We start from the raw sequence: 20,729 nt of genomic DNA on the forward strand, positions 1-20,729 counted from the left end.
CCCGGACGCGACGGTGGGCGGCTCGTGCGGGGCTCACCCGCGACACGCGGCTCGGCGCGGCCAAACCGGCGGCAACCCCGGTGCTACAGCGGGCCGTTCCAGTCGAGCGTCGGCTCCAGCACGCCCTCCAGGGTGAGCAGCCAGCGCTTCACGTCGATCCCCACCCGGCCGCCGCCGAAGCCGCCGATCCCGTCCGCCGCCACCACCCGGTGGCAGGGCACCAGCAGGGCGACGGGATTGGCGGCCATCATCTGGCCGACCGTCCGCGCCGCCAGACCGGGCTCGGCCACGTCCTCGAACACCCCGCTGAGGGCCGCCAGTTCGCCGTAGGTGATGGTCCGGCCGTACGGCACCTCCTGCCAGAGCGTGCGCAGCACGGTGCGGTGCGGGCCGGAGCTCAGGCTCCAGTCGATCGGCAGGCCCAACTCACGGCTGCGGCCCGCCAGATAGGCGCCGATCCGGTCCCGGACGGCGGCGGTCTTCGACGCGTCGGTGCACGGCGGCAGTTCGCCTTCCCGCCCGCCGTACCCGGCCGCCGCCACGCCCAGCGGCGTCACGGCGATGTGCATCGGGCCGCTGGGCAGCGGCGTCTCCACGGTCAGCCAGGACATCGACCAGGACTGCGGCACGCTCGGGCCCCCACCCTCCGCCGGACCGGCCGCCGGCCACCCCGGCGCCCGCGGGGCGCACGACGTCCGCCCGCCCCGCACGCCATCGTACGGCGGGCGGGGCGGCGCGCCTCCGGCGTCGGCGGGCACCGGAACCGTCGGCTGCGGCGGGCACCGGGGCCGTCAGCGCCGCCCCTTCAGCTCGGCCGCGAGCGCCCGGGACCAGTGCGACAGCTCGGCGCGGTCCGGCGCCCGGCCCTCGCACAGCAGGGTGAGCTGCGCGTCGTTGATCCGGTTCGGCCCCGGGATCTCCAGCAGGTACGCCAGCTCCGCCAGTACGGTGGCGAGCCGATCGGCGTCCGTGCGGTCCAGGGTGGCCGCGGACTCGTGGTGGCTGATGGTGAGCGAACCGGGCATGGTCAAACCTCCTCCGTCCACCCCCACTCCCTCCACGGTACGACCGGCCCGGCCGCGGCGCCCGCCGCGGGCGGCGGGGGTGCGGCGGCCGGACCTGGTCGCGCTCCGGAGCCGGCCGGGCGCGGTGGGCCGCACCGGGGCCGGGGGTGCGCCCCGGAGCCGTTCGGGGGCGGGTGGTCGGCGGATCCCGGGAAGGTCGGACCAGCGCGGGTCAGGGCGCGCCCTCCTGGTCGCCGTGACGCCCGTCCCCGCCCTGACGCCCGCCCTCGCCGTGCCGGCTCCCCTCCCACCGGCGGTTCCGGACCGCCGGAACCGCCAACACCACCGTACCGGCCGCAAGTTGCCAGACCGCACCGAGCAGCAGCACCTTGTCCACGCCGATCCGGTCCGCCGCCGGTCCGGCCGCCGCCAGCCCGAGCGGCCCCAGCACGAACGCGCCGAGCGCCCCGAAGGAGTTGACCCGGCCGAGCACCTCCGGCGGCACCCAGCTCTGCATCGTCGTGCTGAGCAGCGTCCCGCTGACCGCCGAGCCGACCCCCGCCACCAGCGCGCCGGCCACCACCCACGGCAGCGGCGCACCGGCCGCGAGCGCGGCGGAGGGCAGCGCCCAGGCCAGCGTGGCCACGGTGGCCACCGCGAGCGGCCGCTCGGGCCGGCGCCCGAGCATCACCAGCCCGCCCAGCACCGCGCCGACGCCGTACACCCCCATCACCAGACCCCAGGCCCGGGCACCGCCGAGGTCCCGCTGCGCGGTGAGCGGGCCGAGCACCAGGAACGGCGCCCAGACCAGCAGGTTGAACAGGCCCATCTGGACGGTGGTGATCCAGAACCACGGCCGGGAGGCGAACTCCGACCAGCCGGCCCGCAGTTCGGCGAGCATCGACTGCTCGCCTCCGGCCGCGTTCGCCGCCCGGTCGGGCAGCCGGAGCCTGGCCAGGGCGAACGCGCCGACGCCGTACGTCACCGCGTCGGCCAGCAGGACCACCGCCGGGCCCTGCGTCGCCGTCACCAGGCCGGCCGTCGCGGGCCCGGCCACCGTGGCCACCGAACGGGCCAGCCCCAGCAGGGTGTTCGCGTCGGCCAGGAGCTCCTTCCGGCGCACCAGGCCGGGCACGATCGCCCCGAGCGCCGGCAGGAACAGCCCCTCCCCGACCCCCCACACCGCCACCAGCGCGACCATCGCCCAGACCGGCGCCCGCCCGGCCGTCAGCAGCGCGGCGAACACCGCCTGGACGAGCCCGCGCAGGACGTCCGCGCCCAGCATCACCCGGCGGCTGCCGAACCGGTCCGCGATCACCCCGCCGGCCAGCAGCACCAGCACCACCGGCAGGATCCGGGCCGCCATCACCCACCCCAGGTCGGTTCCGCTGCCGCCGCCGTCGAGCACCGCGAAGGCCACCGCCACCGGCGCCATCGAGGAGCCGAGGAGGGAGGTCGAGTAGCCGACGAAGAACCACGCGAAATCGCGCTCGCCCAGCACGGCGAGCCGGTCTCCCAGCCGCCGGCGGCGGGCCGGGATCCGTTCCGCATCCACTGCCATGGGCGGCAGTCTGCCTCCGGACGGGAACGGCGTTCAAGGGTTTCCGGGGAAAAGTTGAGTCTTTTGGCCTCAATATTTCACGCTCTGCCGACTGCCGCAGTAAACGGCCTCAAAAACGGCCGTTCATCTGCGATTTACTGCGCTTCGCAGATAGCCTTCAGGGGTCCGACCCGAGTTGATTTACTGCGGAAGAGGCCCCGCCATGGCAGAGCTCCCCCCGGTCGAGTACGCCGTCGCCGTCGAGCGCTACCTGGCCGCCTCCGGGCTCGCCGAAGGCTCCCGGCGGATCTACCGGATCGCCCTGAACACCTGGGCCTGGGCCCTCGCCGACCGCCCCGCCCCCACCGGCCCCGAACGGCGGCGCGCCCGGCCGCCCGTCCTCCCGCTCGCCCTGCTCGACCACCCGGACGCCGCCCGCCGCCTGCGCACCGCCGCCGACCGCCGCCGCGCCGACACCGACCCGCGCACACTCAACCGCGAACTCTCCACCCTGCGCGCCGCCGTGGCCTGGTGGCGGGCCCAGCGCTGGCTCGACGACGACCCCACCACCGACCTGCACCCCGACCCGCGGCCCGAACCGACCGTCACTCCCCTGACACCCGACGACCTGCGCGCCCTCTTCACCCTCCGCGCGCCCCTGCGCGAACAGTCGCTCTGGCACCTGCTCCACGAGTCAGGCGCCGCCATCGACACCGTCCTCGCCCTCGACACCGACGACCTCGACCTGTCCCGGCACCGCACCCTCCACCGGCCCGGCCGCACCCCCGTCCACTGGCGGAGCGGCACCGCCCGGCTGCTCCCCCTCCTCGTCGCCGGCCGCACCGCCGGCCCGCTCTTCCTCACCGACCGCCGCGCCCCCGCCGGCACCCCCGCCCCCGACCGCTGCCCCCACACCGGCCGCGCCCGCCTCTCCTACCGCCGCGCCGCCGAACTCCTCACCGCCCACACCACCCCCTTGACCCCCGGCGCCCACGGCTGGACCCTGCGTCAACTACGTCCCGGTGCACCTCCCTCACTGGATTCCGACGGCCGGGCACGACACCCTGGCACCCCCGATCGAAGGGACCCCGAGTGATCCCCGACAACGAGACCCGGCGGCGCCGGGAGGCCGTCAGCCGACTCGCCACGGAACAAGCGGTGCTGATCGAGACCGCGGAGAGCTCCGGCACCGGCTTCCTGGTCGCCCCCGACACCGTGCTGACCTGCGCCCACGTCGTCCGCTCCGACCCGCACCCGGCGGTGACGGTGCACGGGCGCACGCTCCGGGCCGAGGTGGTCGCCCGGGAACCGCGGCAGGACCCGGACGGCGGCATCTACGCGTACCCGGACCTCGCGGTGCTCCGGCTCCCCGAACCGCTGGACACCGCAGGCGTCTGGCTCGCCGATCAGGTGCCCCCCGGCGGCTCGGACGTGATCGTCCACGGATTCAGCGACGCGACCCTGGACGCCGGCACCCACCGGGACACCCTGTACCTCTCCGTCGTCGGCCGCTCCGGCGAAGCGGGCCACTTCGTCCGGCTCAAGAGCGACCAGGTCGTCCAGGGGTTCAGCGGCAGCCTCGTGCTCGACCCCGCCACCGGGCGGGTGTGCGGAGTGCTCAAGACCTCCCGCGACGAGACGGCCGTCCTGGGCGGCTGGATGGTCCCCGTCGACGCGGTGCGGACCTGCTTCCCCGAACTGGCCCGGCGCAACGGACTCGGCCACCGGCCCGGCACGGCCTGGTACGACCTGGCGATGGACCGGGCCGGGCGCCAGGTCCGGCTCTTCGGGGCGTACGGACACCACCGGCCCCGCCAGACGCCCCGGCCGACCCCCGCCCAGCTGCTGACGCAGGGCGCGATGCCCTTCGTGGACCGCCCGGAACTCACCGAACTGCGGGCCTGGTGCGCCGACGGGACCCCGCTGCTGCTGCGCCTGCTCCACGCGCCTGGCGGCTCCGGCAAGACCAGGCTCGCCGCCGAACTGTGCCGGCTGATGGCCGAGGACGGCTGGCTCGCGGGCTTCGTACAGCGCAGCAGCCTCGCGGGGGCGGGGTGGCTGGACGAGCTGACCACCGCCCTCGACGACGGTCTGGCGGTCCTCGCCGTCTTCGACTACGCCCAGGCCCGGCTGGAGGACATCCGCACCCTGGTGGACCACGTCTCGCGGTTCGGACCCGAGCAGCCCCGGCTGCGCCTGCTGCTGCTCGCCCGCACGGCCGAGCCCTTCTGGCGGGCGCTGCAGAGCGGCGTCGACGACTGGGCACTGGCCGACGCCAGCGTCGTGGAACTCCCCAGGACGATCCCCTCCGTCCCCTCCGTCCCCTCCGCCGCCGCCGCCACCGCCACCGCCACCGCCACCGCCACCGGGGACGCCTCACCCGCCGCGCTGGTCGTCTCGGCCTTCGAGGTCTTCGCCCGACGACTCGGCCACGACCGCCTGCCCGTACCGAGGAGCCTTCCGTCGCGCGCCGGGCGGGAGGACTCGCTGCTCGGCGTGCTGGCACTCGCGCTGGACGCCGTCCTCACCCTCGCCCGGGGAAGCAGCTGGTCCGGGCACGGCGATCCGCTCGAACGGCTCTGCGACCACGAGGTCCGGGTCTGGCACGCGCAGCTCACGGCGTGGCTGCCCGCGGAGCCGGCCCTGGCCGGCGAGGCCGGCCGGCTCCTGGCGGAAGGGCTCCTCCTCGTCCCGGTGCTCGCCCCCGGGCGACGCTCGGACCGGCTGATCGCCCTGCTGGAACGGGTCCGGGCCGAGGCGTTCCCCCACCATCCGCCCCTCAACATGAACGTCGTCAACGCCCTCCTGCGCATGCTCTACCCGGCCGAGGACGGCCTGGTCGCCCCCGTCGGCCCGAGCCGGATCGGCGAGATCCTGGTCCGACGGGTGCTGAGTACGCCGGAGAGCTCGGGACGCTCCGAGGAGTACCTGCTCGCCCTGCTGGACCCGCCGCACCCCGCCTCGCCGCAGCAGCGGATCGCGGCGGCCACCGAGACCGTGGAGATCCTCGCCCGTGCCCGCGGCTGCACCGGGGTGGGGCGGGTCGTGGACCACCCCGCCCACCCGGCCCTGGACGCCGCACTGGCCCGGAGCATCGCCGAGCGGCCCGACGCGCTCCTGCCGGCCCTGGCCGCCAACGGCGCCGTACTGCCGCACGCCGAACCGCTGGCGGCCCTCATGCTGCCCGCCGTACGGGCGTGCGGACCGGACGTCCTCGCCGCCGTCGAGAGCCGGCTGCCCGGCTACCCCTCCAGCATGTCGCCGGTGGCGGCGCTGGTCCTGAAGCGCCTGCTGGACCAGCCGGACCCCGAATTCGGCGAGGAGGACCAGCTGCGCAGGCTGCGCCGCCTCATCAGCTACAGCCTCCGGCTCGACGAGACCGCCCCGGACGGACCCGCCGCGGACGGACTGGCCCCGGGCGGACTGGCCCCCGGCGGACCGGCCCCGGGCGGACCGGCCCCGGGCGGACCGGCCTCGGACGGACTGGCCCCCGGCGGACTCGGCGCGGACGGCGTCCGCCCCGGCGACTCGGCGCTGACCGCCGCCCAGCAGGCCGTCCGCCTCAGCCGGGACCTCGTCCGGCAGACCGGACGCCACCTCCCCGAGTACGCGAGGGCGCTCCACAACGTGAGCCTCCTGCTGCACCGCGCCCACCGGACCGAACCGGCGCTCGAACACGCCAGGTCGGCCGTCGCCCACTACGAGGAACTCCTCGCCGGGGCGGACGGGGACGACACCCTGCGCCAGACGTACCTCCTGGACACCGCGACGGCGCTGAGCACCCTGGCCCTGGTGCGGATGGAGGACGGCCAGGTGAGCGCCGCCCTCGACGCGGCCGCGCACGGCGTCGAGCTGTGCGAGGAGGCCGAACCGGGGGCCCGGCAGGACGACACCCTGCTGACCTGCCTCCAACTCCTCGCCCGGTGCGGGCAACTGGCCGGCCGACCCGTCGAAGCGGTGGCGGCCGGCTACCGGGCGCTCGCGCTGCTGCGCGAGCTCGCCGACCAGCAGCCCGGCCGCTACCTGGCCAGGCTCCCGGAGGCGTTGCACCGGCAGGCGATCGGCCTCGTCCGGGCCGGACGGGACGACGAGGCGTACCGCGCGCTGCGGGAAGCCGCACAGCTGCGCGCCGCCCTTCCGCCCGGCGACCGGCAACGGCTCGCCGCACAACGGTCCTCGCTCCGGATGCTTGTCCAACTCTCCTCGGAGATAACCGAGTTCACCGACGAGCGCGCACACTGGGTGGAGCAGCTGGCGACCATGGGCAATCATGGCAGGTGAGGCCGTCGCCACCTGCGGCCCTACGACGGCAGGTAGGAGCATGATGCCCACGGACTCTCAGGACCTCGCCGCGCCCGCCCCGATCCGACGCCGCCAGGCCGTCGAGGTCTTCGGGAACCGCTTCGGCCGGCTCTACAACGACGAGGTCGTCGCCCCGGGCGGCACGGCCGGCAACTACCTCCGGTGGCAGTGGTCGCAGACCGGCGTCGTCGTGGTGGCGACCGGCCCCGACGGCATCGCGCTGGTGCCCTCCTACCGCTACCCGGTCGGCGCCGCCTCGCTGGAGTTCCCGCGCGGCGGCTGCGAGCCCGGCGAACCCCCGGAGGAGGCCGCCGCGCGCGAGCTCAGGGAGGAGACCGGCCTCATCGCCTCCACCGTGGAGAGCCTCGGCCTGATCCACGCGGACACCGGCCTGATCGAGAACGGCATCCACGTCTGCCGCGCCACCGTGCTCCCCGGGGGCACCGCCACCGCCCGTCCGGAGGCCATGGAATCGGTGACCGACCCGGTCTGGGTCTCCCCCGACCTGATGGCGCGCTGGCTGCGGCAGGGCCGGATCACCTGCGGCGTCACCCTGGCCGCCTTCGCCCTCCTCCAGGCCCACCCCGACCCGCAGACCGGGGCGGTCAGAGGGTGACCACCCGCTCGAAGGGATCGAGCTCGCACAACGGCCGCGGCTGCGCCCGGCGCTGCGGGTCCGGGCCCGCCGCACCCGGGCCGTTCACCACGTGGAGCGACAGGTCGCGAACGCCGTCGGTCGCCGGGGAGACCACCTCCAGGCCGGCCCCCAGCCGACCGGCGACCGGGTCCTCGTCCAGCCCGAAGCGCATCAGCCGGACCTCACCCCGCAAGTGCTCCCACGCCAGACCCCCGACACGGCGGAAGGTGCGCTCGAACGCCTCCAGCGTCCACGAGCTGAACTCGTCGACCGCCGAACGCAGCACCGCCGTGTCCGGCTGGATCCCCCGGCGCAGCCGCCCCAACTCCGCGACCAGGGCCACCCGGGAGGGCTGCTCGATCGCCTCGAACACCACCTCCACCGGAAGTTGGGACAGCAGCAGGTTGTCGAGCATCACCGCCGGGAACCCCGCGTACTCGACGAGTCGCCGGCTCCGGAAGACCGGGATGGTGCCCTCGCCGTCGCGCGGGCCGGCCATGCCGACGCCCAGGGCCTGCGGCAGCGCCCGCCGGTAGGACTCGCCGGCCCAGTCGTCCACCGACTGGAGCACGAGGACGAGTTCGGCGCTGCCCCCCGGGCGCGCGCTCCGGTAGCCGGCCAGCCAGTCCCGGAGTTGCTTGTAGAGCAGCGGATCCTGCTCGGAGACCCAGGCGCGAGCGGCTTCGAGGGCCTCCCGCGCGCTCCCGGCGAAGTCCCGCTCGGCGGCCTCGATCCGCGTCAGGACACCGGACTTGAACGCGGCGGCGACGGCCGACCCGTCGTACGGCACCGTGTGCGCGGACGACACCCCGGTCAACCGCTCCACGTAGGGGACGTCGGGCGCGTTCTCCACGCCCTCGGCCCGGTGGCCGTCGCTGATCCGGTGCAGGGTCCCGCCCGCCCGCAGCGCGACCCGCAGCCGGCCCGCCTCCAGGAGGGCGCCGAAGTCCGAGAGCGCCGCCGTACCCGGGGACCAGCGGACCTTCCGCGCCTCCTCGGCGTCGACGAGCGCTCGGAAGTACCTGTTGTTGAGGCCCTGCGAGTCGCCGATCAGCAGGGTGTCGGCGAAGAGGACATGCAGCAGGACCCGCGACCGCAGGTCCGAGGCCCGGTCGATCGGCGCCGCCGCGTGCGGCTCCACATCGGAGAGGTAGATGCGTTCAGTACCCGCCGCCCGCTGTCCCATATCCATGGCCTGCCACCCCTCGGCGCCCGATACAGTTCCCCTCGCGAAGAAGAAGGATAGGCCCACGGCCCGGGCCGGTCACCGGTTTTCCGGCAATTCGACCCCGGCAACGGCACCCCTTGGAGGAGAAATGTCGGAGCTTGTCCAAGTAGTGACGCCCGAGGGGACATTCTGGGCCCGCATCGAGGAGCAGCGCGGGCCCAGGGACGTCGCCCTGCGCCGCCCCAGCTACCAGCTGGACGACCTCGCGAGCACCCTCCAGACCGTGGTCGGCAACGTGCGATCCGGCCTGCGGGCGGCCGCCCCCGACGAATTCACGCTCGAATTCGGAATCGAGCTCTCCGTCAAGACGGGAGTCCTCGTGAGCGCGGTGACGGGAGTCGACGGAAAGGCCAGCCTGAAGGTGACGGCAACCTGGCGGAAAAGCGGCGAGACCGCCCTTTCCGGCCCGCCGAACGAACCGGAGGAATCGGAGGAATCCGATGACTCGAACGAACCCGCCGAATCCGGCGAACCGGGCGAATCCACACCCGAACCCACCTGATCGACCGCCACGCACCACCCCACGGCCTGCGGCACGCCCCGGCAACGACGAAGGGCCGGCTCCGCCGGATCACTCCGGCGAGCCGGCCCTTCGGGCACCGGTCGCATTGCTTCCTACGCGAGCCCCCTGTCGGGTTCGAACCGACGACCCCCGCTTTACAAGAGCGGTGCTCTGGCCAGCTGAGCTAAGGAGGCACGGTGACCGTCCGCGAGGGATCACGGCGGCACCGGGGGCAGTCTACCGGGCCCGGCAGGTGGGGTGGGGGGATATCCGGGGGTTGGCGGGCTGGGTGGGCGTGATGGAACCGATGCCGAAATCGGGCGGGCTGGGGGCTGACAAGCGGCGGAGGCGCAGGTAGCGTCGCCCGGAGTCGGTTCGTGAGGTGGTTCAGACCACTGGGCGGGCTGACGGAGGCGAACGAACGCCCCTTTACTCGGATCGTCCGGCACGTTCCTGCCGGTGAAGGAGAGAACAACCATGGCTTCTGTCACGTACGACCAGGCGACCCGCGTCTACCCCGGGGCGGACAAGCCCTCGGTGGACGCGCTGGACCTGGAGATCGCGGACGGCGAGTTCCTCGTGCTGGTCGGCCCCTCGGGCTGCGGCAAGTCGACCAGCCTGCGCATGCTGGCCGGTCTGGAGGACGTCAACAGCGGCTCCATCCGGATCGGTGACCGGGACGTCACGCACCTGCCGCCGAAGGACCGGGACATCGCCATGGTGTTCCAGAACTACGCGCTGTACCCGCACATGACCGTCGCCGAGAACATGGGCTTCGCGCTCAAGATCGCTGGCGTGAACAAGGCGGAGATCCGCACCAAGGTCGAGGAGGCCGCGAAGATCCTCGACCTGACGGAGTACCTGGACCGCAAGCCGAAGGCGCTGTCGGGTGGTCAGCGGCAGCGTGTCGCGATGGGCCGCGCGATCGTGCGCCAGCCGCAGGTCTTCCTGATGGACGAGCCGCTGTCGAACCTGGACGCGAAGCTGCGCGTCTCGACCCGTACCCAGATCGCCGGCCTCCAGCGCCGCCTGGGCATCACGACGGTGTACGTCACCCACGACCAGACCGAGGCGCTCACCATGGGCGACCGGGTCGCGGTGCTCAAGGGCGGCGTGCTCCAGCAGGTCGACACCCCGCGCAACATGTACGACCGGCCCTCCAACCTGTTCGTGGCCGGCTTCATCGGCTCGCCCGCGATGAACCTGGTCGAGGTCCCGCTGGTGGACGGCGGCGTGAAGTTCGGCGGCTCGGTGGTCAACGTCTCGCGCGACGACCTGGCCGGCGCCGGCACCGACAAGTCGGTGACGGTCGGCATCCGCCCGGAGCACTTCGAGATCGTCCCGGCGGGCGGCATCGAGGGTGTCGCGGTGACGGTGAACGTCGTCGAGGAGCTCGGCTCCGACGGCTTCGTGTACGGCACCACCAAGATCGGCGGCGAGGACAAGGAGCTGGTCGTCCGCGTGCACGGCCGGCAGATCCCGGCCCGTGGCGAGACGATCCACGTCGTGCCGATCGCCAACGAGACCCACGTGTTCTCGACCAGCTCGGGCGCCCGTCTGAGCAGCTGAGCACGGCGCGCCCTGCCGGTCGGTCGACCGGCAGGGCAAGCCGGCACGACGGAGCCCGTCGGATCATTCCTGGTCCGGCGGGCTCCGTCCGTACACCCCCACGTCAACACGGTGGGGGGACGAACCCGGACACGGTGTCACTCGATGGTGTCACGGAGGGCGATCCGGCCCGTACCCACCGCTACTCTCCTGAGGGTGAAGCAGCTTGTACGCCGTATCGGCCAGACCGTCGCCCTGACCCTGCCGGTCGTCCTGGTGACCACCGGCACCCTCGCCGTGACCCGGGTGCCATGGGCCCCGCCGACCAACCTCGACCAGCAGGTCGTGGCGGCGTCCAGTGGTGACGGCACCGGGATCGGGCGTTCCGCCACCGCCACCGCGGGCACGTCCCCGGACGGGCTCGCCCCGCAGGAGTCGCTGCGGGTGGTGCTGCTGGACGAGCTGCGGGCCAAGAACCCGTCCGCCGCGCTGGACCTGCTGGAGCGCTCGATGCGCGAACAGCCGTCGCTGACGCCGTACTGCACCTCGCTCGCCGGAGAGCTGGGCAAGGCGGCGGTGCGCAAGTACCAGGGCGACGTCCAGCGGGCCCGGTCCTTCGCCCGCCCGGTCTGCGACGGGTCGTTCGCGGCGGGCATCGCCGGCTGACCCCCTCGGCCGCGGGCCGACGAGGCCGTCGGGCCCACCGGCAGCCGCGGGCCGACGGCGCCCGCGGCCTCGGGTTCCCACCCCCGGTGGGCGCCCTATTCTTCAGGCATGACCGCTGACTCCGGCCCCACCGCCGACCTCGCGTCCCCGCCGACCCACCCGTCCCGGCCGACCACGACGCCCGTCACCCAGGCCGTGATCCTGGCCGGCGGCCAGGGCTCGCGGCTGCGGCCCTACACGGACGACCGCCCGAAGCCGCTGGTCGAGATCCCCGGGACGGGCACGCCGATCCTCGGCCACCAGCTGGCCTGGCTGGCCTCCGAGGGCGTCACCGACGTGGTGGTCTCCTGCGGGCACCTCGCCGCCGTGCTGGAGGAGTGGCTCGACAAGGCGGATCTGCCGCTGCGCGTGCGCACGGTGGTCGAGGAGGAGCCGCTCGGACGCGGCGGCGGCCTCAAGTACGCGGCCAAGGCGCTGCCCCGCCCGGACGAGCCCTGGTACGCCACCAACGGCGACATCTGGACCCGGTTCAGCCTGCGCGACATGGCCGCCTTCCACCACGAGCGGGACGCCGTCGCGACGCTCGCGCTGGCCCGACCGCGGATCCCGTGGGGGGCGGTGGAGACCGACCAGTTCGGCAACGTGCTGGACTTCATCGAGGCGCCGCCCTCGCCGTTCCTGATCAACGCCGGGCTGTACGTGTTCAGCCCGGAGTTCGCCGAGCTGCTGCCGGACGTGGGCGACCACGAGCGCACCACGTTCCCGCAGCTGGCGCGCAGCAAGCGGCTGGCGGGCTACCAGCTGCCGCAGGGCGTGTACTGGCGCGCCATCGACACCGCGAAGGACCTCACCGAGGCGGCCAAGGAGCTCGCCTCCGGGGCCGGCCGCACACCGCAGTAACCGCCGCTCCCCCAGCCTCGCGCCCCAGCACCTCAGCCCCAGCACCTCAGCCCCCTGCGCACGACGATCGGCCGGGTGCTCCGCCAAGGAGCACCCGGCCGATCGCGTCCACGGGCCGTCAGGTGGACGTGGGCGCCCCCGGGTGGGAGGAGCGGGCGCCGCCGGACAGGTCGGCGAGCGGGCCGCTGCCCAGCACCCCGCCGAGCAGCCCGGGGCTCGCCCCCGAGCTCGGGCTGGGCTTGGACGCCGCCCCCGAGCCGGCGGGGGCCGGGGTGCTGCGCTGGGCGGGCGAGGAACCGGCCGACGGCGCGGCGGCGGCCGGCGCGGCGGGGGTCGGGGTCGTGCCGGCCCCGGTCTCCGCCTTGGTGGAGTGCCCCTTGCCGCTCGGCGTCGGGCTGCCCGGGCGGGTTGCCGGGGCGGAGGAGGGCGGGGTGGTCGGGCTCGGCGTGGGGGTGGCCGGGCGCGGGGCGGGCGAGGGCGAGGTGGACGAGCCCTGGCCGCCCGGGGTGCCGGTCGGGGCGCCGCTGGGCCAGACCGGCGTGCCGTAGTCGGTGGCCGGACGGGCCGGTGCCTGGTGCGTCCGGGCCCCGGTCCGCACCGCCGCGCCGAGCATCGAGCCGAGCAGCAGGGTCGCCCCGACCACGACCGTGGTGACCACCGTGCCGCGGCGCAGCACCCGGCGGCGCAGCGCGGCGGGCGCGTCGGCGCCGTAGCGCCGCCAGGCCTCCAGGTTGAGCCGCCCGTCCAGGGAGGCGAACGGCGCTCCGGCGATCAGCAGCGGGCTCCAGGCCGCCAGGAAGATCAGGTCGGGGGTGTCGTAGACCGGCACGGCCCGCCAGCTGACGGTGAACAGCAGCGCGGCGGAGAGGAGCATCGCCGCCCCGGCCGCGAGCCGCTGCCAGAGGCCGAGGACGGTCAGCACGCCGACCACGACCTGGGTGAACGACACCACCAGGCCGGCACCGACCGGGTGCGCCATGGCGAAGGCCAGCAGCGGTTCGGCGACCTTCCAGGGGTGCAGCGAGGCGAGCCAGCGCATCATCGAGCCGCGCTCGCCGCCGTCGAAGTAGACCGGGTCGCAGAGCTTGCTGAACCCGGCGTAGACGGACAGCGAGCCGAGGACGGCGCGCAGCGGCAGCAGGACCAGGCCGAGGTCGACCCGGCGGCCGGGGTACCAGGGCTGCTTGCCCTCGGCGGCCGTCGCGGAGACCTCGGGGAGCTCGCCGCTCGGGGTCCAGCCCTGCGGTGCGCCGACCGGGCCGATGCCCGCGTCGGTGGCGGTGCCGGCACCCTCCCGGGGCTGGCGCGGGACGGTCCGGGCGCCCGAGTAGGACGGGATCACCCGGGTGTCCGACACGCCCGGGCCGCCGCCGTCGGGTCCGGAGCCGGTGAGCCGGACGGCGTCCAGCAGCTGGGTGGCCGCGAGGTCCCCGGGGGGCGCCTGCCCGGTCCAGGTGACGGCGGTGACCCGGCCCTTGCGGCGCGGCGCACCGCCCCCGGCGGCCCCCGCGAGCGCCGGGACGGCGGAGGCGGGCACCACGACCTGCGGGGTGACCAGCGGACGGCGGATCAGGCCCTGGTTGGCGTACGGGTCGCCGAACGCGGCGCCGGTGGACAGCAGTCCGGCCGGGGCCTCGATCAGCGGCGCCACCGGGGCGCCGAGCCGGAGCCGGAAGCTCGCCTGGGTGATGCTGAGGCGCGCGGGGTCGGACGGCACCTTGACCGTGTCAAGGCCGGGGCCCGCGTCTATCCCGGTGCTGCCGCCGCCGAACAGGGGGCGCCGAGGTGTTCTGGTGTCCACGCCCGTCTAACCGGGTGACCACCGCTTAGGACACTCTCCCGAGTGGATGTCCGGCGCATACTTGAAATGATCATGAGAAAAGCGATCGGGCCTGGTCGGGCCCGATCGCTTTTCACTCGGATTGCGGAGAATTCAGAAGTTCCCCTGCGCCCCGCACACCGGCTGTGCTCAGCGCTTGGCGCGCAGTCGCGCGGCCTCGTAGAGCACGATGCCCGCCGCGACACCGGCGTTCAGCGACTCGGTCAGCCCGGACATCGGGATCCGCACCCGCATGTCGCAGGTCTCCGAGACCAGCCGGGACAGACCCTTGCCCTCGCTGCCCGCGACGATCACCACCGGGCCGGTCAGCAGCTCCAGGTCGCCCAGCTCGGCCTCGCCGTCGGCGGCCAGGCCGACCACCATGAGGCCGGCCTTCTGGTAGGCCTCCAGGGTGCGGGTGAGGTTGGTGGCCCGGGCGACGGGCAGACGGGCGGCGGCGCCGGAGGAGGTCTTCCAGGCGCCGGCGGTCATACCGGCCGCGCGGCGCTCGGGGATGACCACGCCGTGCGCGCCGAAGGCGGCGGCGGAGCGGACCACGGCGCCGAGGTTGCGCGAGTCGGTGACGCCGTCCAGCGCGATGATCAGCGCGTCCTGGCCCGAGTCGGAGGCCTCGACCAGCAGGTCGTCGGGGTGCGCGTACTCGTACGGCGGCACCTGGAGCACGAGGCCCTGGTGGTTGAGCCCGCCGGTCATCTGGTCCAGCTGCGGGCGCGGGGCCTCCATCAGCGGGATGCCACGGTCGTTGGCGGCCTGGAAGGCCTCGCGGACGCGGTCGTCGGTGTCGACGAACTGCTGGACGTACAGCGCGGTGGCCGGGACGCCGCCCTGAAGGGCCTCGACGACCGAGTTGCGGCCGAAGACGAGCTCGGCGCTGCCCGCGCCGCCCCGGCCGCCGCGACCGGCGCCGCCGGCGCGGCGCATGCCGGCGCGGGCCTTGGCGTCCCGCTCGCGCTTGACCGCGGCGTTGGCGGCGCGCTGCTTCGGGTGGCCCTTGCGCTCCGCTCCGGGCGGGGTCGGGCCCTTGCCCTGGAGCCCCTTCCGGCTGTGGCCGCCGGTACCGACAGACGCGCCCTTCTTCGACCCGGGGTTGCGGCGGTTCCTGCGCTGGCTGTTGCCGGCCATGGCTGTACTTCCTGTCTGTCCGGCATGCCCGGCCGCCCCGTTCTGTCCGGCGGCGGCCGACTGCATGCGCTACGTCATGCGGGAGGGCCGCACCGGTCCGGTACGGCCCACCCTCACCCCGATCGTCAGATGGGGTTACTGGCTGTTGATCGTCCAGCGCGGGCCGGACGGGGTGTCCTCGATCACCAGCCCGGCCAGGCCGAGCTGGTCGCGGATGGCGTCCGCGGTGGCGAAGTCCTTGCGCTGACGCGCCGCCTGCCGCTGGTCCAGGACCAGGCGGACCAGCGAGTCGACCACACCGTGCATGCTCTTCATTGTCCCAGGCTCGCCGCGCTCCGACCCGGCCCACTGCGGGGCGAGCGGGTCGAGACCCAGCACTCCGAGCATCGCACGGACCTCGGCCAGACGCGCCACCGCGTTCTCCTTGTCGTCCGCGTTCAGGGCGCTGTTGCCCTGGCGGACGGCGGTGTGCACGACGGCGAGCGCCTGCGGAACGCCCAGGTCGTCGTCCATCGCCTCGGCGAAGGCCGGCGGCACCTCGGGGGCGGCGTCGACCGCCCCGCAGCGCTCGACGGTGCGCTGGATGAAGCCCTCGATCCGGCCGAACCCGGCCTCGGCCTCACGCAGGGCGTCCTCGCTGTACTCGATCATCGAGCGGTAGTGCGGGGTGCCCAGGTAGTAGCGGAGCACGATCGGACGCCAGCGCTGGACCATCTCGGAGACCAGCACCGAGTTGCCCAGCGACTTGCTCATCTTCTCGCCGGCCATGGTGACCCAGGCGTTGTGCACCCAGAAGCTGGCGAAGGCGTCGCCGTAGGCCTTGGACTGGGCGATCTCGTTCTCGTGGTGCGGGAAGATCAGGTCCAGCCCGCCGCCGTGGATGTCGAAGGCCGGGCCGAGGTACTTGTGGACCATCGCCGAGCACTCCAGGTGCCAGCCCGGCCGGCCGCGGCCCCACGGGGTCTCCCAGCTCGGCTCGCCCGGCTTGGCGGCCTTCCACATCGCGAAGTCGCGCTGGTCCCGCTTGCCGGTCTCGCCCTCGCCCTCGGGCTGGCGCAGGTCGGCCAGCTTCTGGTTGGAGAGCGCGAGGTAGTCCGGGTACGACTTCACGTCGAAGTAGACGTTGCCGTCGGCCGCGTAGGCGTGGCCCTTCTCGATGAGCCCCCGCATCATCTCGACCATCTCGGGGATGTGCCCGGTGGCCCGCGGCTCGACGGTCGGCGGCAGGCAGCCGAGCGCGGTGTAACCGTCGTTGAACGCCCGCTCGTTCTCGTAGGCGATCTGCCACCACGGGATGCCGAACTCGCGCTCCTTGGCGATCACCTTGTCGTCGATGTCGGTGACGTTCCGGGCGAAGGTGACCTGGTAGCCGCGGTAGGCGAACCACCGCTGCATGATGTCGAAGTTGAGACCGGACCGGATGTGCCCGATATGAGGCGCCGACTGGACGGTAGCGCCGCACAGGTAGATCGAGACACAACCCGGTACAAGCGGGACGAAGTCGCGTACCTGGCGGGTGCTGGTGTCGTACAGGCGAATGCTCACAGCGTCAAGCGTAGTGGGCAGGAGGGGGTGCCCCGCGACATTCCCCGGGAATGATATGCCGCACTCCCGGGGAACCACGGGCCGCGCGGGCCGGTCAGATGTTGCCGACCACCTTGCGCGGGCTGAGCCGGACGACCACCCGGACGTCGTCCGGGCCGTCGAACCCGTACTCCTCGCCGCGGTACTTGCGGGACAGTTCGTTGATCAGCTCCCGGCCGCCCTCGGTGGTCATCGTCGCCGAGCCGCGCACCTCGACGTACTCGTACGGGTTCTCCGGCGGGTTGACCACGAGCGAGATGCGCGGGTCCCGCACCAGATTGAGGTGCTTGCGGCGGCCCTGGACGGTGGAGAACAGGATGTCGTCGCCGTCCCGCGTGACCCAGACGACCGAGGACTGGGGGCTGCCGTCGGGCTGGATCGTGGACACCACGGCGAAACTCTTGCGGTCGAGCAATTCCTTGGCGGGGCCAGAGAGTTCGACGCCCATCGAGAACCTCTTCTCATCGTCGGCGGTACGGCCCGAGGGGAAGCCCCGCCCGGGCCCGGAACCGCACACTACCGACCGATCCACCGCCACGCCGGGTGAACACTCGTCAGGACCCGCCTATTCCGGCCCTGCTGACCGCGCCCGGCTCAACGCCGTTCGTACACCAGGGCCGTGGCGATCGCGGCCAGCCCCTCGGCCCGACCGGTCAGGCCCAGGCCGTCCGTTGTGGTGCCGGACACCGACACCGGCGCACCGGCCGCGGCCGACAGCGCGGCCTGCGCCTCGGCCCGCCGCTTGCCGATCTTCGGCCGGACGCCGACCACCTGGACCGCGATGTTGCCGATCTCGAAGCCCTCGGCGCGCACCAGCCGGGCCGCCTCACCGAGCAGCTTCACCCCGGAGGCGCCGGCCCACTCCGGCCGGTCGGTGCCGAAGTGCGCGCCCAGGTCGCCGATCCCAGCGGCCGAGAACAGCGCGTCGCAGGCCGCGTGCGCGGCGACGTCGGCGTCCGAGTGCCCGGAGAGCCCGACCCCGGCGTCCGGCCACTCCAGTCCGGCCACCCAGAGCGGGCGGCCGGCCTCGAAGGCGTGCACGTCGGTGCCGATGCCCACGCGCGGCAGCACGGGGGCCGGGGCCTGGGCGGCGGGCGTCAGCGGGTCAGTAGGCATCGGCGGCCCTCCGGCGGGCGAGTACGGCCTCGGCGAGCACGAGGTCCAGTGGACGGGTGACCTTGAACGCCTCCTCGTGGCCGGGCACCACGACGACCTGGCCGCCGTAGCGCTCCACCAGGCCCGCGTCGTCGGTGACCGGCGGCGCGCCGTCGGCGCCCGCGGCCTCCTCGGCCAGCGCCTTGGCGTGCACCCCGACCAGGGTGGCCCGGTCGAAGCCCTGCGGGGTCTGGACCGCGCGCAGGGTGGCCCGGTCGGGCGTGTCGAGCACCGGCTCGGGGCGGCCCGGGCTCGACTCGACCCGCTTCACCGTGTCGGCCAGCGGCACCGCGGGCACCACCGCCCCGGCCCCGGCCCGGACGGCGGCCGCCACCGCGTCCACCACCTCGACCGGGACGAGCGGGCGGGCCGCGTCGTGCACCAGGACGATCTCCACCTCGGCCGGGATCGCGGCCAGGCCGAGCCGGACCGATTCCTGGCGGGTGGCGCCACCGGCGACCACCCGGATGTCCTTGCCGTCCAGCCCGTGGCTGTCCAGCAGGGCGACCACCTCGGCCACCCCGTCGGCGGGCGCGGCGACCACGACCAGGCCGACCGCCCGACTGCGGGCCAGCGCCCGCACGGCGTGCACCAGGAGCGGCACGCCGCCCAGTTCCCGCAGGGCCTTCGGGGCACCGGGCCCCAGCCGCTCACCGCGTCCGGCGGCGGGCACCACTGCTGCTGCGACTGCTGCTGAGGCGTTCAGGTTTCACTCCTTCGGAGAAGTGGGTATGGCCTTGGCGTGCCCGGCGGGCGCTACGGGCCCCTTCCGAAGAATTACGGTCCAACCGTCCGCCGCACAATCCCGCAGAATCGGTCTTGCAGGACGGAAAACGGTCTTGCCGGGCCTGGACCGGCTCGGGGCGGGGGCGTCGTCCGGACACGCCTCAGCGCCCGAAGTGCCACTGCACCACCCCGGGACGCTTGGTCCTGGGAGCGGCGCGCCGACACCGGGCGCTGTGAGCGGTGGGCGGCAGCCCGACTGCGCTACGAGGCCAGCACCTCGTCGAGCAGCGTCTCCGCCTTGTCCTCGTTGGTGTTCTCCGCCAGCGCGAGCTCGCTGACGAGGATCTGGCGCGCCTTCGCGAGCATCCGCTTCTCGCCGGCCGAGAGGCCGCGCTCGCGCTCACGGCGCCAGAGGTCGCGCACAACCTCGGCGACCTTGATAACGTCGCCAGAGGCGAGCTTCTCCAGGTTCGCCTTGTAGCGACGGGACCAGTTGGTCGGCTCTTCGGTGTACGGTGCGCGCAGCACCTCGAAGACCCGGTCCAGACCCTCCTGGCCGACTACATCGCGCACGCCGACGAACTCCGCGTTCTCAGCGGGCACGCGGAGCGTCAGGTCTCCCTGCTGCACCTTGAGCACCAGGTAGGTCTTGTCCACACCTTTGATCTGGCGAATTTCGATGGCCTCGATCAGCGCGGCCCCGTGATGGGGGTAGACCACCGTGTCGCCAACCTTGAACGTCATGTGACAGGACCCCTTCCGTGGCTTTCCAGAATAACACGCTTTTCAGCGCACCCGAAGGGCGTTTTCGCAGGTCAGGGCCGGTCTCGGGGCTTGACAAGGACCCCCATGACGTGCTGCGACCGGTGTTCGAGGGAGGCTTCCCGCAGGTCGGAGGCGGTTCCGGCGTTCGGCGAAACCTTGCGCAACACCCTGGAAACCATGATTGGATCTTGGGTTTTCACCGTTTATCGGGCCGTATCCACATCGTTATTCGATCTTGGTCGAAGCTTGTCCCGAGGGTGACCCGGACACGCCACAAGTGCGGCCGGACGGCCGCCCCGCGAACCCCGGGAGTGCGACACGGGGACCACCCCGTGAGGAGCGCATAAGTGAGGTCGATAATCTGAGGCCTGACCTATCGACACGTTGACTTAGGAGAAGCCGCCGCCGTGAGCCGCAGCCTTCGACGCGGCAGCATCGCCGCCATCGCCGCCATCGCCATCGCCTCGCTGTCGTCCTGCGCCGCCGGCAACACGCCGGACACGCTGCAGGTCAAGCCCGACAACGCGGCGGCAACCCTCGGAACGAACCTTCGGCTGAACAACATCGTGGTCGTCACCGGGGACGAGTCCTCGGGCGAGCACAACGGTCCCGCCAACGTGACCGTCAACATCGCCAACACGGGCAGCACCCCGGCGGAGCTGCAGTCCGTCACCGTCGGCAACGGTGCCACCGCCGCGTTCTCCGACGCCGCGGGCGCCCCGCTGTCCACCATCGTCGTCCCGGCCGGCGGCGCCGTGGCGATCGGTGGCGAGGGCAACCCGTCCGCCAAGGTCGCCTCGGTCGGCGTCCAGGTCGGCGGCTTCGTCCCCACCTCGTTCACCTTCAAGGACGGCCAGAAGGTCGACGCCCAGGCCGGCGTGAGCCCGAACAAGGGCCTCTACAAGGGCTTCGGCCCGACGTCGGCCCCGGCGGCCGCGCCCACCAAGGGCGCCACCACCGCCGCGACCACCCCGGCCGCCGGCACCACCACCCCGGCCGCCCCGGCCACCACCGGTGCGGCCACGCCGTCCGGTGCCGCCACCCCGGGTGCCACCCAGTCCGCCGGCGCCCACTGACGCACCACCCGGTGTCCGGGGGGGCTCCCCTCGGCCAGCGGAAGCCCACACTAAGGGCCCCCCCCACACACTCCAGGGGGGGGCCTCCTCACCTCTTCTCTCCCTTCGCGTTGTTCTCCTGACTTTAGCCCAAG

The 20,729-nt window shown here is 73.7% G+C and carries 19 protein-coding genes and 1 tRNA gene; 8 read left to right on the plus strand and 12 right to left on the minus strand.

The window, feature by feature from the left end; genetic code table 11:
• Positions 1-83 precede the first annotated feature (83 nt).
• The 3 genes from AC07BF_RS31285 to AC07BF_RS31295 all read right to left on the minus strand — a co-directional run bounded on the left by AC07BF_RS31285 (position 84) and on the right by AC07BF_RS31295 (position 2,565).
• Positions 84-629 carry a methylated-DNA--[protein]-cysteine S-methyltransferase gene (locus AC07BF_RS31285; protein ID WP_363582181.1) on the minus strand — a complete coding sequence of 182 codons (546 nt, stop codon included), beginning with the start codon at positions 627-629 and terminating at the stop codon, positions 84-86.
• Between the two features lie 162 nt (positions 630-791).
• A complete protein-coding gene (locus AC07BF_RS31290; RefSeq protein ID WP_363582182.1) occupies positions 792-1,025 on the minus strand; it encodes a hypothetical protein in 234 nt (77 codons plus the stop codon).
• 211 nt (positions 1,026-1,236) lie between these two features.
• Positions 1,237-2,565: an MFS transporter gene (locus AC07BF_RS31295; protein WP_478334232.1), complete on the minus strand. Its 1,329-nt coding sequence runs from the start codon at positions 2,563-2,565 to the stop codon at positions 1,237-1,239.
• Positions 2,566-2,767: 202 nt separating this feature from the next.
• Here AC07BF_RS31295 and AC07BF_RS31300 point away from each other — a divergent pair, with 202 nt between their 5' ends.
• From AC07BF_RS31300 to AC07BF_RS31310, 3 genes are read left to right on the plus strand one after another with little or no spacing between them, the layout of a single operon-like run.
• Positions 2,768-3,640, plus strand: a complete 873-nt coding sequence (locus tag AC07BF_RS31300; protein WP_363631745.1) for a hypothetical protein — start codon at positions 2,768-2,770, stop codon at positions 3,638-3,640.
• Positions 3,637-6,825, plus strand: a complete 3,189-nt coding sequence (locus AC07BF_RS31305; protein ID WP_478334233.1) for a trypsin-like peptidase domain-containing protein — start codon at positions 3,637-3,639, stop codon at positions 6,823-6,825. Before AC07BF_RS31300 ends, AC07BF_RS31305 begins: the two co-directional genes overlap by 4 nt.
• A gap of 43 nt (positions 6,826-6,868) precedes the next feature.
• Positions 6,869-7,462, plus strand: coding sequence for an NUDIX hydrolase (locus AC07BF_RS31310; RefSeq protein ID WP_363631749.1), 594 nt, complete (start codon positions 6,869-6,871; stop codon positions 7,460-7,462).
• Here the strand turns inward: AC07BF_RS31310 and AC07BF_RS31315 are convergent.
• The gene (locus AC07BF_RS31315; RefSeq protein ID WP_363631751.1) at positions 7,452-8,675 is read right to left on the minus strand and encodes a hypothetical protein; all 1,224 of its coding nucleotides are present in this window, start codon (positions 8,673-8,675) and stop codon (positions 7,452-7,454) included. The two genes, AC07BF_RS31310 and AC07BF_RS31315, sit on opposite strands and share 11 nt — an antisense overlap.
• A 124-nt stretch (positions 8,676-8,799) precedes the next feature.
• Between AC07BF_RS31315 and AC07BF_RS31320 the strand changes: the two genes are divergently transcribed.
• A complete protein-coding gene (locus tag AC07BF_RS31320; RefSeq protein WP_478317650.1) occupies positions 8,800-9,213 on the plus strand; it encodes a CU044_2847 family protein in 414 nt (137 codons plus the stop codon).
• 120 nt (positions 9,214-9,333) lie between these two features.
• On the opposite strand, the gene AC07BF_RS31325 is transcribed toward AC07BF_RS31320, so the two are convergent.
• Positions 9,334-9,407 (minus strand) — tRNA-Thr (locus AC07BF_RS31325).
• Between the two features lie 283 nt (positions 9,408-9,690).
• On the opposite strand from AC07BF_RS31325, the gene AC07BF_RS31330 reads away from it, so the two are divergent.
• The 3 genes from AC07BF_RS31330 (at position 9,691) to AC07BF_RS31340 (ending at position 12,327) form a co-directional block, all read left to right on the plus strand.
• Positions 9,691-10,782, plus strand: coding sequence for an ABC transporter ATP-binding protein (locus tag AC07BF_RS31330; RefSeq protein ID WP_363582337.1), 1,092 nt, complete (start codon positions 9,691-9,693; stop codon positions 10,780-10,782).
• Between the two features lie 195 nt (positions 10,783-10,977).
• The gene (locus AC07BF_RS31335) at positions 10,978-11,427 is read left to right on the plus strand and encodes a hypothetical protein (protein WP_363582339.1); all 450 of its coding nucleotides are present in this window, start codon (positions 10,978-10,980) and stop codon (positions 11,425-11,427) included.
• 108 nt (positions 11,428-11,535) lie between these two features.
• Entirely contained in the window at positions 11,536-12,327 is a 792-nt protein-coding gene (locus tag AC07BF_RS31340; RefSeq protein WP_400809953.1) for a nucleotidyltransferase family protein, read from the plus strand.
• Between the two features lie 118 nt (positions 12,328-12,445).
• Here the strand turns inward: AC07BF_RS31340 and AC07BF_RS31345 are convergent, their stop codons facing one another.
• From AC07BF_RS31345 to AC07BF_RS31375, 7 genes are all read right to left on the minus strand, one after another.
• The gene (locus AC07BF_RS31345; protein ID WP_478334234.1) at positions 12,446-14,128 is read right to left on the minus strand and encodes a DoxX family membrane protein; all 1,683 of its coding nucleotides are present in this window, start codon (positions 14,126-14,128) and stop codon (positions 12,446-12,448) included.
• Between the two features lie 168 nt (positions 14,129-14,296).
• Entirely contained in the window at positions 14,297-15,289 is a 993-nt protein-coding gene (gene rlmB / locus AC07BF_RS31350) for a 23S rRNA (guanosine(2251)-2'-O)-methyltransferase RlmB (RefSeq protein ID WP_363582345.1), read from the minus strand.
• Between the two features lie 135 nt (positions 15,290-15,424).
• Positions 15,425-16,834, minus strand: a complete 1,410-nt coding sequence (gene cysS / locus AC07BF_RS31355) for a cysteine--tRNA ligase (protein ID WP_363582347.1) — start codon at positions 16,832-16,834, stop codon at positions 15,425-15,427.
• 94 nt (positions 16,835-16,928) lie between these two features.
• Entirely contained in the window at positions 16,929-17,321 is a 393-nt protein-coding gene (locus AC07BF_RS31360) for a PPOX class F420-dependent oxidoreductase (RefSeq protein ID WP_063348796.1), read from the minus strand.
• Between the two features lie 146 nt (positions 17,322-17,467).
• The gene (ispF, locus tag AC07BF_RS31365) at positions 17,468-17,989 is read right to left on the minus strand and encodes a 2-C-methyl-D-erythritol 2,4-cyclodiphosphate synthase (RefSeq protein ID WP_363582349.1); all 522 of its coding nucleotides are present in this window, start codon (positions 17,987-17,989) and stop codon (positions 17,468-17,470) included.
• Positions 17,979-18,734 (minus strand): 2-C-methyl-D-erythritol 4-phosphate cytidylyltransferase, encoded by a 756-nt coding sequence (ispD, locus tag AC07BF_RS31370; RefSeq protein WP_363631814.1) that lies wholly within the window; start codon positions 18,732-18,734, stop codon positions 17,979-17,981. The genes ispF and ispD overlap by 11 nt, the downstream gene beginning before the upstream one ends.
• Positions 18,735-19,015: 281 nt before the next feature.
• Positions 19,016-19,498: a CarD family transcriptional regulator gene (locus AC07BF_RS31375; protein WP_030244332.1), complete on the minus strand. Its 483-nt coding sequence runs from the start codon at positions 19,496-19,498 to the stop codon at positions 19,016-19,018.
• A 428-nt stretch (positions 19,499-19,926) separates the two neighbouring features.
• Between AC07BF_RS31375 and AC07BF_RS31380 the strand changes: the two genes are divergently transcribed.
• Complete coding sequence (locus AC07BF_RS31380; RefSeq protein ID WP_363582351.1) at positions 19,927-20,595, plus strand: DUF461 domain-containing protein; 669 nt, start codon at positions 19,927-19,929, stop codon at positions 20,593-20,595.
• The last annotated feature ends 134 nt before the right edge of the window (positions 20,596-20,729 follow it).

It is taken from the genome of Kitasatospora sp. NPDC043950 (assembly GCF_056435345.1).